This is a genomic window from Mesorhizobium alhagi CCNWXJ12-2, from assembly GCF_000236565.1.
Lineage (GTDB): Bacteria > Pseudomonadota > Alphaproteobacteria > Rhizobiales > Rhizobiaceae > Allomesorhizobium > Allomesorhizobium alhagi.
In genome coordinates, this window is the sequence record NZ_AHAM01000237.1 from 1 (window position 1) to 11893 (window position 11893).

General features: G+C 60.1%; 9 protein-coding genes and 3 pseudogenes. 4 read left to right on the forward strand and 8 right to left on the reverse strand.

The window, feature by feature from the left end; all coding sequences use genetic code 11:
- Positions 1–258: 258 nt before the first annotated feature.
- The 3 genes and pseudogenes from MAXJ12_RS25635 to MAXJ12_RS25645 all read right to left on the reverse strand — a co-directional run bounded on the left by MAXJ12_RS25635 (position 259) and on the right by MAXJ12_RS25645 (position 2399).
- Complete coding sequence (locus MAXJ12_RS25635) at positions 259–984, reverse strand: hypothetical protein (protein WP_139044044.1); 726 nt, start codon at positions 982–984, stop codon at positions 259–261.
- Positions 985–1026: 42 nt separating this feature from the next.
- Entirely contained in the window at positions 1027–1971 is a 945-nt protein-coding gene (locus MAXJ12_RS35735; protein ID WP_085984079.1) for a mitochondrial fission ELM1 family protein, read from the reverse strand.
- 96 nt (positions 1972–2067) lie between these two features.
- Positions 2068–2399, reverse strand: a pseudogene (locus MAXJ12_RS25645) (Lrp/AsnC family transcriptional regulator).
- A 197-nt stretch (positions 2400–2596) separates the two neighbouring features.
- On the opposite strand from MAXJ12_RS25645, the gene MAXJ12_RS25650 reads away from it, so the two are divergent.
- Positions 2597–3016, forward strand: coding sequence for a hypothetical protein (locus MAXJ12_RS25650; RefSeq protein WP_008838988.1), 420 nt, complete (start codon positions 2597–2599; stop codon positions 3014–3016).
- Positions 3017–3197: 181 nt separating this feature from the next.
- Here the strand turns inward: MAXJ12_RS25650 and MAXJ12_RS40160 are convergent.
- Positions 3198–3787, reverse strand: a pseudogene (locus tag MAXJ12_RS40160) (ELM1/GtrOC1 family putative glycosyltransferase).
- Positions 3788–3924: 137 nt separating this feature from the next.
- Positions 3925–5310, reverse strand: a complete 1386-nt coding sequence (locus tag MAXJ12_RS25655) for a polysaccharide pyruvyl transferase family protein (protein ID WP_008838989.1) — start codon at positions 5308–5310, stop codon at positions 3925–3927.
- Positions 5311–5596: 286 nt separating this feature from the next.
- On the opposite strand from MAXJ12_RS25655, the gene MAXJ12_RS40165 reads away from it, so the two are divergent.
- Positions 5597–5827 (forward strand): recombinase family protein, encoded by a 231-nt coding sequence (locus MAXJ12_RS40165; protein WP_420492394.1) that lies wholly within the window; start codon positions 5597–5599, stop codon positions 5825–5827.
- Positions 5828–6061: 234 nt separating this feature from the next.
- On the opposite strand, the pseudogene MAXJ12_RS35750 reads toward MAXJ12_RS40165, so the two are convergent.
- Positions 6062–6396: pseudogene (locus MAXJ12_RS35750) on the reverse strand (transposase); the annotation flags it as partial.
- 423 nt (positions 6397–6819) lie between these two features.
- A complete protein-coding gene (locus MAXJ12_RS35755; RefSeq protein ID WP_244421602.1) occupies positions 6820–7371 on the reverse strand; it encodes a glucoamylase family protein in 552 nt (183 codons plus the stop codon).
- A gap of 127 nt (positions 7372–7498) precedes the next feature.
- Between MAXJ12_RS35755 and MAXJ12_RS25665 the strand changes: the two genes are divergently transcribed.
- Together MAXJ12_RS25665 and ltrA are read left to right on the forward strand one after the other, a co-directional pair.
- Complete coding sequence (locus MAXJ12_RS25665; protein ID WP_008838992.1) at positions 7499–8695, forward strand: IS256 family transposase; 1197 nt, start codon at positions 7499–7501, stop codon at positions 8693–8695.
- Between the two features lie 447 nt (positions 8696–9142).
- Complete coding sequence (gene ltrA / locus MAXJ12_RS25670) at positions 9143–10552, forward strand: group II intron reverse transcriptase/maturase (protein ID WP_008838993.1); 1410 nt, start codon at positions 9143–9145, stop codon at positions 10550–10552.
- A 356-nt stretch (positions 10553–10908) separates the two neighbouring features.
- Here ltrA and MAXJ12_RS39200 read toward each other — a convergent pair whose 3' ends face one another.
- Positions 10909–11457: a hypothetical protein gene (locus MAXJ12_RS39200; protein ID WP_008838994.1), complete on the reverse strand. Its 549-nt coding sequence runs from the start codon at positions 11455–11457 to the stop codon at positions 10909–10911.
- Between the last annotated feature and the right edge of the window lie 436 nt (positions 11458–11893).

Genomic DNA, 11893 nt, shown 5'->3' on the forward strand with positions numbered 1-11893 from the left:
GGCTGGGCGCTGTTTTGCGATCCTGTTCCTCGACGATATCGCGGAGCTGACCGAATATCTTGACCTGTCCAAGGCGGCGCTGTGCGTCAAGCACGATTACACGCCGAAGGAAAAGCTCGGGGCTTGAGCAAAGCTATGGCGGGAGATCAATCGTCTTTCTTTCTTTCAATTCGGTGGCAAATAGCCACTTGCTGACCGATAAGCGGTGGGTTCTGGTTGAGTTCCGACAGGAACGGCGGACGCCTCCTTTCGGATTTATCAGTCCGGAGTATTGGCCGTTGCTGAAATGGGAGCCGCCCACAGTCTTAGTCCGGTTTCTGCCGCCAGATCGGCCTCGGTGGTGAAGACCGCTGGATGCTCCTTGAGCCTTTCGAGGACATAGGCATCCTCATCGACCTGGCGTCTCCTTCTCTGGAGCTGGTCATAGGAATGCCCCACCTTGGAGAGGGAAACGCCAGCAATCACAATTTCCGGTACGCCCAGCGCAAGGCCGTAACATACCGCAAAGACCCCATTGGTTACCTTGTTAAGGCTGCCAATACCCTTGAGTTGTGTGGATGCCACCTGGGCGATCAGCTCCTCTCTCTCCCAAGGGGTGACTTTCGCTATGCTCCCGACGTGGCGATGCGGCCTGAACAGCACTTTTAGCCGCAGGGTCAATGGATGGCGCTCGTGGATCCACAGGAGCGCTCGAGTGTCTAGTTCACGGTGCTCCTCCCAGGTCTTCTTGCGCGCTCTTATTGTCAGCGCCGCCCGACCGAAGCCGAGAGCCGCTGCAGTCCGTCCGGAGTTGTTGATGTCGATGCGGGCGTGCGATTTCGACATCGAAGGCAAAATAGTCGGATCGGGCGCAGAGCCGAGTACGAGCCAGGGTTTGTTCCGGATGCCAAGACGGTCCAGCCAACTTCTATGACTCGACATGAGTGAGCTCAAATGTTCGGAATTGCCGATTTCCGTGCCTACACCATAGTGCCGCATCCTCATACCAACGCCTTCGTCATGATCAAATGGGCTTAGAGTCAGCCGCTACCTCGCCTGTTGAATTTCTTCTTTCACAATCTTTGCTATCCGAAGCGATTCGTTCGGATATTCGAAGGGGTATTCATAAATCTTTCCTTCAAACGGTCGGGTCAGGCCAAGACCGTTCATCATATCGTCATGGAACCGTTCGAACTTTTGGAGTTTGTCAGACTGAATCCTTGTTAGGTCGAAGGAAAATACTGGTCGTCCGGAGGCTAGCGCTTCGCAGTTCATCGTAATCGAATCTTTTGCCACCAAAAAAGCGTCTGCTGCCGCCAAGAAATCCCGGTAGGGATTTTCGCCGCTTCGATCCCAAATCACGATGCGATCATCCTTGAGTTCAAGAAGATGGTGGAGAATTGTCGGTTCTGAGCGTCTGGATGTGGACACAAGAACCGTCCACCCTTCCGCAGCAAGCTGGCGAATCGCGTGTACAAGGCGCGTGATGGTTTCACGGTCGTATTCATAGGCGCCGTTTGACCCGCCGATCAGGACGGCGATGGCGCGTCCTTGATCTTTCACCCATCGGGCACGCGCGGCCGGACGCGTTTTCTGCAAAAGGGGCTTCGTAATTTGATGCGGCACGCCAACCATCTGGCGGAAGGTCGGGGTTCTAGATTTCTCTTCTGTCCAGTCGTGCCGGGAAATGAAAGCCAGATTGTAGCGCCGAGCAAACTCGGGTTGTGGAGTTTGAAGGTGGACGGTGAAGGGCGGTTTTTTGCAGGCTGCAGCAATGGCAAAAACATGTCGAGGGGCCATGCGTCCGCATGAAATAATCACGTCTGGCTCGGGCTGTTCCAGTTTCCGGTGTGGAGCAAGTAGTCCCGTTCGCCAACGCCTCAGTGATTTTTGCACAATCATCGTGTGGGGTTCTGAATCGATGTGACGAGCAACGCCGAGGCATTGAGTCAACGTTCCCGCCTTGACCTCACTCACCGTCCAAACGCGCATCAAAACAGCCTTTAACGAACAACGATTTCGGTCATTCGTTATCCGGTCGCCAGCGCGAGTGCAATTCGTAAGGTCACTCGATCGCCACCCTAATCATTAATCGGCGATGGTCAGCGCGGGGCGCATGGCGTCGACGTTGGACGAGGAAGTCAGTTCCTCAAGGACCAAGCACTGGAAGGCACCGAGGTCGCTTGCCACGTAATGGAGCAGGAAGTCGGATTCGCCCGAGACCATCTACGCGTCGCGCGCAATTGGCCAACCGCGCGGATTATTCCGTCATCCTCGAGGCGTTTGACGCGCCTGAGGCAGGGCGGCGCCGGTATCCGATGCGCCGCTACAGTTTGACCTTGGTGATGCGGCCTTCATCCTGAAGTTCGCGCAGGGATATTCCAGTCGATCGCATCGAGTTCGGCTCGTGGGACCGCCAGGGCCGGAACGGCCGAACGGCCCGCCCTGCAAGGTGACCGCGCGCGGTAAGAGGAACTCGGTGCGCGTCGAGTTCGAGAATGGCTACGTCATGATCGCCAGAGGCAACGCACTGCGCAGGATCGATCGGCCAAGGGGGGCAGGGGCGGTGCCGGCTACTCGCCGGTAGGCGGGCGCCTGGCGCAGTGCTAGTGGCGGGGTGCTGGCTATCGACGATTGCTATGCCGCCATCGGCTTTTATCGCCAGCAATTCCCGCGCACGCTTTTACCCGTCAGCCAAGTGAACGGTGCCTTCGCCGGCCTCCCAGATGCGACCCACTCAGCCTTTTCCATTCGCCTGCCTCGTCGTTGGTCATTTTGCCTCACCAGCTTCGAACGGGATGAGGTCGCATTTCTCGCCGGGCCATTTGACGAAATCGCGGGCGCTCTGCTTCAGCTCGAAGGCCTGTTCGGCCCGCTCCGGATGGTGTTCGGTCAGCCAAGCCAGCTCATGTTATTCTCCCTCAAGGATTTTGCGTTCGTCGTCGGTCAGAATGACCGGCTTCTGGCCCGGCTGGATAGGCGTTCGGCTGAGATAGGTGACGCTGATCGTGTGATCAGCATGCTCGCGGATCACTGACATCGGTCTCCTGACCTTCGGGCCAATCATTAGATTGGTGGTGTTGCCCGTCATGTAATAGTCGGTCATATCAGCTGTCCTTCTGCAACGGAAGTCGGCGGATCGTCGTAATCAGTCGCGCGAATTCCCCAGTTTCCAGTATTGGCCATGGCCGATTCAGAAGGCCGTGGCCTTCAACCATCTAGCATGATGCTGCATTACGGCTGGGAAGCCGTGCAATGCGTGTTGCGGTCGAGCTGCCGCCGATGGATTCTCTACGATGAGCCGCGACATCGTCAACAGTTGCCGCAACTTTTTCCAGTGTCACACGCTGAGGGCAAGCGACCGCGAGTGTCTGGCTAATGACCGCAGCAACGCGTTCGGCTTCGTTTAGCGGAGCGTAATCGTAAGCTTCGAGCGAGCCCTCGAACGGCCGTGCGAGCCTGAGCGTCTCGCTCATGTCGCGGTAAAACCACTCGAATTTGTCGTGCCGGTCGCGACGGCTTCACAGGTCATGGTGATCGGGTCCTTCGTGACCAGGAGCGCGTCCGTGGAGGCCAAAAGTCCCAATACGGGTTCTCGCCCGTCCTGTCCCATACGACGATGGCTCGCTGCGAAGATCCGTCGCGTCATGCGGAAGCGGAAGAAGAAGGAGTGGCGCTTGTGTCGAGTTCGTTTCGGTTTTTGGTCCACTCGCATGGCAACACTAAATTCTCGCATAGATCGGCGGGGTGGCATCACGCGGGACCCGCGCTGCAAGCGCCTTCTAGCATAGTTGCAGCCGATTGCCATCTCGGCGAGCCGGAACACCTCGTGCGGCTGGATGTAGACCGAAAATCATAGTTGTGGCGAATTGCCATCCGTCGCGCCGTAGCGCGACATTCGGTTTGCAGGGTGTCAGAATATTGGAAGGTCCAGAACCGCCCCTGTCAACCACTCTCGTGTGCAAATTCGTTGAGCAGCTGTGTGACCGGCCCAGCCCGGACAACTTTCTCCGCGCCGGCCGCCCTCCGCAACAGATCGACATAGTCGGTCCCGAGCGCGTCGCGCGGTGCGGGATACTCGCCGGCCTTCGACAGCAATTCCTGTGCCCGGGGCAATAATGGGCCATCCAGGCTCGCCTGCATGATCAGAGCTGAGAACTGCGTCAGCCACTCGTTTTTCCGTGTCTTTACGTCGAAAAGCACCGAAGGCACGCCGCAGACAAGACTGAGAATGGCCATGTGGTAGCGAGCGCCGACATGCAACCGGCATCGCGACACCGTTCTCGATGCCTCATATAGGCTTGCGGTCTCCGCAAAAATGCCGTTTAGCGCCTCGATTTGCGGTCTGAACTCCGCGAAGCGAGCGGAAGCGCGGGTGAGAACGACTGGGCGCAACTGGAATTCACGGCAGATTTCGAGGGCTTTCGTGCAGATCAGCCTGTCCTGCTCCTCAGTATTGCGGGCTCCCGTAGTGATCAGGCAAGCGTCGCGCTCACCTGTGTAAGGCGGGGGGGCGAACAAGAGTGCGGCATCCGGGAGAAACCGGATGGAATAGTTTTCGGCCGAAATCCGATCCCTGGCAGCCGCCACGTCGACCAGGGCAAAGACACTTCTCAGGAAGGCCCGGCGGGCACCTCCATAGCCAGGAATCGTGCCGTTAAGGATGGCGGTCGGCTTTCCAAGTAGCGCCGCGAGCAAGACCGGAGAAAAGAATGTCAGGAGGCCTTGGAGGTTGACGTCATCATCGATGGAACCTTCCGGTTGCAGAACGATCAGTTGAGCGCCGAGGAGATTGTCGAGGGATTGGGGCCCGTACCCCGCCGTGACGAGGCGCTCCAGTTCCTCCCTGACTTCCGCAGCTCCGTCCTGAATCGAGGTCTTTTCGGTCGTCCGGTACGACCTGAACCGAAAACCCGCCGAGTCGATCGACGCATTCGGGAACGCGGTTTCGATCGCCGATTTGAAACTTTGGCTGGTAAGCCTGCAACCAATATTGGTCCGGCCGTCGGTGTCGTTGAAAAGTGCGATGCGGGTCGAGCCGCCGCTGGATTTTCTTTTCTCGGCCAGTTCCTCAATATCGCCGACGTAGCTGGCATAATGTCGCCAATGGGCCAACTTGTCCCCATTCTCAATCTGGCGGGCGCAGATATCTTTGGCTTCCCGGAAGTATCCGACGGCAATGAAGGCTTCTACGGCGCGGCGCGCGGCGCGTTCCCGAGGCTGTAGCCGGTAGGCTGCGGCGAACCGCCTCGCCGCTTGCGCGGGCCAGCGCCTTTTGAGCAACTGCGCAGTTGCTCGATTGTAGAAGGCAAGAACCTTGGCCAGGGCCATTTCGAAATATACCGCATTTGTGGTGAGTTCTGGATCACTCCGCGGACCGCGGATTTCCGATCGCGCGCCCCTTAGCAAACCAAGGCTACGTCAGCAAGCACAGAAGGCAGTCATCGCCGACCTTGGCCTCCTCTCAAGCGCCTCCTTTGGCTGCGGCCAACGCAGCACCAGCCAGCGGCACCTTGCGGCGAGAGACGTCCGCTTTGATCCGGCGATCTTCGTGCCGTTCGACATGGATGTGAGGCAACTTGCCGGACACGACAACATGAGAGGTGCGCAGCCGTTCATGCTGCACATCTATGCAGCCGTTGCAGAGCAGGAACGCTCCATGATTTCTCAGCGCACTAAAGACGCGCTGGCAGCTGTCAAAGCCCGTGGCGTCCGGATCGGCAATCCGCAGATAGCCAGGGCTCAGGAAGTAGCAGCCCATCACCGCACGGCCGTTGCCAGGCCGGATCATCGATCGCTACCGGGACGCTCAAGCAAGGCTCGTCCTGTGCACGCTGTCCGAGACTGAGGGAAAGTGGCCCGCTCGACGAAGTGTCCCTGTGGGCCGTCTCTGACCTGATCGTGGCATGTCCGCGCTATGTCGAACGGACCAGTGCCCTGATCGGCGGCGCAGTTGGCGCGCTTGCCGCGGCGCTAATTGGTCGCGCGAACGAACCAGGCGATTGCATTTACCGGGATCGCAATGGCCGCCGCTATATCGCACGTTGCCCTGCAGGGTATTGAGCACAGCGATCTGATAGGTTCCCCCTGCCGCGCAACGATGCGCCCGCACGGCTGAGGAATCGATGAGAAGCTGGGCCGGCGGCCCATCCGCACCGGCAAAGTGCATGGAAGATATCCGCTCCATACGCCCTTGGCCGCCCAGCGCTGGAAGCGGTTGTAGAGTGTCTTCCTCGGGCCATACGCCGCTGGCGCATCGATCCAACGACCGCCGCTCTTGATGACATGGATGATACCGCTGATGACCCGACGGTCGTCCACCCGGGGGCTTGCCGCGCGTGTCGTTGGAAAGTGCGGCTTCAGCTTCGCAAACTGCGCTTCCGTCAGAAATAGTCGCGATTCATCAATGACCTCCATCTGGAGACCGTGAATCACGACAGCCGCATCAATGGAAGCCCTTTATGGGTCCGGGTCCCAACGAAACCGACTTCGATCTGCAGCTGCAGCCGGTCGTCTGCATGATCGAGACCTGCTCTAAAAAGCCTGGAAATAAATTACCAGATCGTATCCTTATGTGATATGGTCAAGGCTTGGCCGAGAAAAATTAATAGAAACAAAGGAGGCCGCGATGAGAGATTATTTTTCATTTCAGCTATTCATGAGAATGTCGACTGCGTTATTTATTGGTGCCGCTATCTATGCCATGGTTTTTGGGAATACAGGGTAACGTTTTAGGCTCAACGCTTAGACTTTCTCGCGACTGTCCCTGACATTTCTCACTCCGCGCCCGCAGCTACGAAGCACATCGCGAACCGCGTGGACCTGCCAGACGGCGATCACTCAGGGAAGAAGCCACCCAGGGCCGATCCGGGGCAGCTCTTGGGCTGTGCATACGTTGAGTTGTCCAGACGCTGGCTGGTGAAGCCCAGCCTCGCCAAGCCCTGCGCACTTCCGGCGCGCCCATGAACAGTCTCCACAAAAGCCCTGATGGTTCTCGATCATCGCAATGATTGGCCCCTGATTGATCGCCAGATAAGTTCGGAAGTACCAGTTGCGACCTTCGCAAAACGCGTCGACAAAGCCGAAGCGGCCCCATATGCGTTTTCGAGGCTTGGTCAGGAAACCGCGCAATGCGCGCATCGCTTCCGCCGGAGCATAAGGGAAACTTGACAGGGCAGCAGATGGAGTGATGACGCCAAAGTCTGTGTCAGGTGCACTCGCGACGTATCCTCGCGGCCCATGGCTTGCAGTCAGACCCCAGCAGTCGGAGCTGTATCCCAAATGGTTGTAGGGATTGCGGACGCAATGCCGATAGTTGATCTGCGTATGACGGAGGTTCTGTTGCCAGTAGTCGGCGTATCGGTCGCTTAGCCCGGCTGTGTCCCGTGTGATGGTGTAGGAGGCCGCGCGCGGAGCCGTCGGCGTAGCGCAGCGCGCGGCCGACCGTAACGCTGGCGGTCATCGCCGATCTTCGAGAAGGTTCGGGTTGCAACACCTGGAACCTGAAACGGAGACGACGATGACCGACGAGAGAATGGCCCTGATCGAGCTGATTGAGAAGCAGGCCGACAGCGACTTCGTGCGCGACATGCTGGCGTTTGCGGCCGATCGCATCATGGAGATGGAGGTGGAAGCGCGCACCGGCGCGGCGAAGGGCGCACGCTCGCCGCTGCGGGAGGTGCAGCGGAACGGCTATCGCGACCGGGACTGGGACACCCGCGCCGGGCGGATCGCGTTGGAGATCCCGAAGCTGCGCAAGGGAAGCTATTTCCCGAGCTTCCTCGAGCCGCGCCGAACGGCCGAGAAGGCTCTGGTGGCGGTGATTCAGGAAGCATACGTCCATGGGATCTCGACGCGCTCGGTCGACGATCTGGTCAAGGCGATGGGCGCGGGCGGCATGTCGAAGAGCCAGGTGAGCCGCCTCTGCGCCGACATAGACGAGCGGGTGAACGCCTTCCTCACACGGCCGCTGGAGGGCGTCTGGGCCTACCTCTGGCTGGACGCGACTTACCTGAAGGTGCGCGAGGGCGGCAGGATCGTCAGCCGTGCCGTGATAATCGCCGTGGCTGTGAACGATGACGGCAAGCGCGAGGTGCTGGGCGTTGCCACCGGCCCCTCCGAAGCCGAGACGTTCTGGACCGACTTCCTGCGGTCTCTCGCCGATCGCGGTCTGCGCGGTGTGAAGCTGGTCATCGCCGACGACCACAAGGGTCTACGCGCGGCCGCCCGCCGGGTGTTCAACGCCACGCACCAGCGCTGCCGCATTCACTGGATGCGCAACGCGCTCGCCCATGCGCCGACGAAGCAGCGCATGGCGGTGGCGGCGATGCTGAAGACGATCTTTGCCCAGGAAACCAAGTCCGACGCCGAAACCCAGTGGGAGGCCGTGGCCGACGCGCTACGCGAGAAGCAACCCAAACTCGGCGCCCTGATGGACGCCTCTCGCGACGACGTGTTGGCCTACATGTCCTTCCCGCGCGAGCACTGGGCGCAAATCGCAAGCACCAATCCGCTCGAGCGCGTCAACCGCGAGATCAAGCGGCGGGCCGACGTCATAGGCATCTTCCCCAACGACGACGCCATCGTGCGCCTCGTCGGCGCGCTGATGCTGGAGACCAACGATGAATGGGCGGTCGCGCGGCGCTACATGAGCCTTGAAACGCTCGCCCGTATCACCGACAATCCCACCATCAGGTTGCCTGCAGTGGCTGCCTGATCAACTCGGACCTCTCCGAAGGTCGGCGCTCCTACACCATCCCCCGGGAGTACGTCATGCCAAGCTGATGATTGCTTGTGGGTGCAAGTCCCATCCGGCCAAAGCCGTAGCGGGCAAGCCGGGACCGAGTCTTGCGGGCGTCGCGGCAACGCGGGGTCTGAAGTGTAGACAGGAGCCATGCGGGGTGCGGGATTGAGCCTCGAAAGGTGGAAGTTCGCGGAGGCCGAGTGTGTTCCCTAAACACGAAGGCAGCATGAGCATCGTCGCTATGCGAGACGATGCCGCTCCGCCGGGGTCGAAGGCCGGATCACGCATGGAAGGTAATCATCGGAACATGAGAGGCCCGACCGGGTCCGCTGGATTGGTCTCCAGCGGGGGGCAGCAGCAAGGCACTGCCGGAGCTGCTGTCCGAGCTGAGGTCGGGAGTCGGACTGGTTCATAGTACTGATGAAGCCGTCGAAGGAAACGAGACGCGTGGAGGGAAGGGGCCAGCCCGAGGGGAACCTGCGCGAGGAGGCCAGGGTCCGGACGCAGAGCCGGGTTGCCTTGCCGCCGAATTTCGAGCGGGTGAACGCGGCAGCCAGACAGGCTGCCCAAACCCGGTTCACCTCCCTGTTGCATCACGTCAATGAGGCTGCCCTCTATCGGGCGTTTCGGCGACAGAAGCGGCAGGCGAGTGCTGGAGTCGATGGGATGACAGTGGCGAGGTACGAAGAGAGGCTGGAGGATAACCTCCGCGATCTCTGCGAACGGGTCCACACCGGACGCTACCGGCCGCAGCCGGTGCGACGGGTCTATATTCCCAAAGCCGATGGCGGTAAGCGGCCACTTGGGGTGCCGGCGCTGGAAGACAAGATCGTCCAAGGTGCGGTGGCCGAGGTGCTGAGCGCCGTCTATGAGGTCGACTTCTGCGGGTTCTCCTATGGCTTCCGGCCGGGGCGGAACCCGCACATGGCGCTCGATGCACTGCATACGGCGATCATGAGCCAGCGCGTGAACTGGGTGCTCGATGCCGACATTCGCAGCTTCTTCGACTCGGTCGACCACGAGTGGCTGCTGCGGATGGTGGCACACAGGATCGCTGATCCGCGGATCCTACGGCTCATCGAGCTGTGGCTACGGGCCGGCGTCCTTGAGAGCGGCGAGAAGCAAGAGACGGACAGGGGCACCCCGCAAGGGGCGGGCATCAGCCCGCTCCTCGCCAACATCTTCCTCCACTACGTCCTCGATCTCTGGGCTCACCAATGGCGTCGTCGTCATGCACGCGGTTGCGTTGTGATCGTGCGCTACGCTGACGACTTCGTCATGGGCTTCGAGAAGAAGGCGGATGCAGAAGAGATGCTGTTGGCCCTCAGGACACGGCTGGCCAGCTTTGGCCTGACGCTCCATGATGGCAAGACGCGGCTGATCGAGTTTGGCCGGTTCGCGGCCCTCTCCCGGCAGCGGCGTGGCGAGCGGCGGCCCGAGACCTTCGCCTTTCTGGGCTTCATCCACTATTGTGGGCGGACCCGGGACGGCCGGTTTATCGTGAAGCACAAAACGGAAGGGAAACGCCTGACGCGTAAGCTGACGGCGTTGCGCAAGGAGGCTTGGCGGTTCATGCACGCGCCACTGGCCACGCAGCACGAGTGGTTCGCCGCGGTTCTGCGTGGACACTACGGCTACTACGGCAGGCCGCACAACTACCCTGCGCTCAACGGGTTCTACCGGGAAGTGCGTCGGACGTGGCTGCGCTGTCTGAGACGGCGAAGCCAGAAGAGTCGGCGCATGGGCTGGTCGGAGTTCGAGACCCTAACGGCACGCTTTCGCCTGCCCACTCCCCGCATCACTCGCACTTGGGCGCAGGCACGGATATGACGCGGGTTACTCTCGGGAAGAGCCGGGTGCGGGAAATCCGCCCGCCCGGATCTGTGAGGGCGAAAGCCGAATGGCTGAGCTACTCGACCATGACCCTTAGCCCTCGTGGATCGAGCCCGCAGAAGGAATAGTGCGAAAAGAAAAGCGGACCACCAGAATTCATTTCCCAACGGCAGGACGATCCCGTAATGGTCGCGCCCGTTTCGAAAGTCAGCCCCACCGGCAAAGCCTTCATGATAGATTTCCGGATCAATCGGGTGGCGCGCTGATCCCGCCGCCGGCACGAAGGTGAGCAGGCATTCGTTCCAACCCCTGATCGGGCTGTCCATCGCCCAGCCGTGGTTCGGGCTCCAGTGCTACATAAGTCGCCGATCCCCGCGTGTGAACCAGTTCCATTCCGCCTGTGACAACAGCGCGTTCACGCTGTCGCGAAGGCGTGCTTCCTCGGTTGCCATCCCGGCGAAATACTCGCGGGCGCAAATCAGACCTTGAAACAGGAAAGTGGTCTCGACCAGATCAGCGCCGTCGTTCTTGCGACGGAATGGAATTGTCGCACCGGTGCGGCCGTTGAGGAAATGCGGAAACATGCCGTGGTAGCGCGGCGAGTTTTCCAGGAAATCCAGCATTCCCTGCAATCGGCTTAATGCGGCCGTGCGATCGAACCATCCGCGTTCAACAGCAACGATGATTGCCATGATGCCAAAGCCAGAGCCACCGATCGCCACGAGATCGTTGGCCGGAGCACCGGTGGTCTTCTGCCGATCTCGGGCGAGGCCGCTGACGGGATGTGCGCCTTCCCAGAAGTACCGGACCGTTTGCCGTTGCACGATGTCCAGCAGCGCTTCATCGTCGAATTCGCGAACGTTTGCCGGGAGGTCGGATACCTGGAGCGTGCTGGTGGTCATTGAGCCGGTTGCTGAAATTGGCATACAGACCGCCGGACATTGTGCCGTGTCAGGTCAAATGCCGCCATAGGCCCAACCGCCTCGCCCGGGCCTGGTTTGGCTCGCGCCCTGTTTCCGGAGCGGCTGCGGTTATCTTGCCTCGGTATTGTATTGCTAGCCAGTTCGTGAGCGCCTCCAGGATTTAGCCGTCCTGCAACTTGCTGGACGTAAACGGTTCGTCCGGCGGGTCGAGAGACATCGAAAAAAGCAACGCCGAGCCTGCAGCGATCAGGGCCACACAGATGATCGCGTATATCGTTCGTTTCATGCCCGCCTAACCCCAATCCATCAATACAAAACTGCATGTTCGAGAATGCGCCATCCCATGACAGCGAGTGTTTTTGCTCTGAACCGCAAAATCGGTGCCATCGCTGCACTTCCGCACCGGACGCCTAAG

Excerpts from the sequence above, each read along its gene's own strand:
- MAXJ12_RS25635 (WP_139044044.1), bottom strand. The coding sequence starts at position 984 with ATGAGGATGCGGCACTATGGTGTAGGCACGGAAATCGGCAATTCCGAA.
- MAXJ12_RS35735 (WP_085984079.1), bottom strand. The coding sequence starts at position 1,971 with ATGCGCGTTTGGACGGTGAGTGAGGTCAAGGCGGGAACGTTGACTCAA.
- MAXJ12_RS25655 (WP_008838989.1), bottom strand. The coding sequence starts at position 5,310 with ATGGCCCTGGCCAAGGTTCTTGCCTTCTACAATCGAGCAACTGCGCAG.
- MAXJ12_RS40165 (WP_420492394.1), top strand. The coding sequence starts at position 5,597 with ATGCTGCACATCTATGCAGCCGTTGCAGAGCAGGAACGCTCCATGATT.
- MAXJ12_RS25665 (WP_008838992.1), top strand. The coding sequence starts at position 7,499 with ATGACCGACGAGAGAATGGCCCTGATCGAGCTGATTGAGAAGCAGGCC.
- ltrA (WP_008838993.1), top strand. The coding sequence starts at position 9,143 with ATGAAGCCGTCGAAGGAAACGAGACGCGTGGAGGGAAGGGGCCAGCCC.
- MAXJ12_RS39200 (WP_008838994.1), bottom strand. The coding sequence starts at position 11,457 with ATGACCACCAGCACGCTCCAGGTATCCGACCTCCCGGCAAACGTTCGC.